General features: G+C 71.0%; 1 protein-coding gene and 1 pseudogene. Both read left to right on the top strand.

What is annotated here, in order from left to right:
• Nucleotides 1–799, top strand: a pseudogene (gene fmt / locus JCM9942_RS16445) (methionyl-tRNA formyltransferase); the annotation flags it as partial.
• 11 nt (nt 800–810) lie between these two features.
• Nucleotides 811–1,150, top strand: a 340-nt coding sequence (locus tag JCM9942_RS16440; RefSeq protein ID WP_304941171.1) for a transcription antitermination factor NusB, incomplete at its 3' end; no start/stop codon positions are given.

Raw genomic sequence — 1,150 nt, 5'->3', positions numbered from 1 at the left:
CCGCGGGCTGATGCCCTCGCCAGTCAAGCTCGACGCCATCGCCCGCGGCATCCCGGTATTCCAGCCGGAAACCCTGAAAACCGCCGAAGCCCAGCAGCAGCTGCGCGCGCTGCAGCCGGATCTGATGGTCGTGGTCGCCTACGGGTTGATCCTGCCCAAGGCGGTGCTGGCTATTCCCACCCACGGCTGCTGGAACGTGCATGCCTCGCTGCTGCCGCGCTGGCGCGGTGCCGCGCCGATCCAGCGCGCGATCCAGGCCGGCGATGCCGAAACCGGCGTGTGCCTGATGCAGATGGAGGCCGGGCTGGACACCGGCCCGGTGCTGCTGCGCCAGCACACCCCGATCAACGACACCGATACCGGCGGCCAGCTGCATGACCGGCTGGCGCAGCTGGGCGCACAGGTGCTGGCCGATGGCCTGGGCCTGCTGCGCGCCGGCCTCAAACCGATCCCGCAGGTGCAGCCGGCCGAAGGCGTCACCTACGCGCACAAGCTGGACAAGGCCGAGGCCAGGCTGGACTGGGATCAGGACGCGGAAGTGCTGGCGCGCACGGTGCGCGCGTTCAATCCGTGGCCGATCGCCGAGGCCGTGCTAGCTGGTGAACGTGTGCGTATCCACGGCGCGGTGGCCATCGCCGACAACCACGGCAAGGCGCCGGGTACGGTGATCGGCGCGGCGCGCGAGGGTATCGACATCGCTTGCGGCCGGGGCGCGTTGCGCCTGCGCGTGGTGCAGCGCGAGGGCGGCAAGGCGATCACCGCGGCGGACTATCTCAACGCCCGTCGTGACCTGCGGATCGAGCTGAGCCGATGGCGGGTGCGACTTCTACGCCGTGGGGCAACAGGACCGCCACCGCGCAACCCGGGGTGCAGACCCGCGCGTTGGCGGCCAAGGTGCTGGCCGCGGTGATCGGCAAGGGCCGTTCGCTCAAGGCTGAGCTCGGCGCGGCGCTACCCAAGCTGGAGGACGGCCGCGACCGCGCCTTGCTGGAGGCAATCTGCTTTGCCGCATTGCGCCGGCGCACGGTCTACGACCAGGCGTTGCAGCAGTGGCTGCAGAAGCCGCTGGGCCCGCGCGATGCGGATCTGCGCGCGGTGCTGATGGCCGGGTTCGCGCAGCTGGATGTGCTGCAGCTGCCGGCACACGCGG

Source organism: Stenotrophomonas pictorum JCM 9942 (assembly GCF_001310775.1).
In the GTDB taxonomy this organism is placed as follows: Bacteria; Pseudomonadota; Gammaproteobacteria; order Xanthomonadales; family Xanthomonadaceae; genus Stenotrophomonas; species Stenotrophomonas pictorum.
The sequence above is the reverse complement of the archived record's forward strand: the minus strand, read 5'-3'. Positions and strand labels throughout refer to the sequence as shown.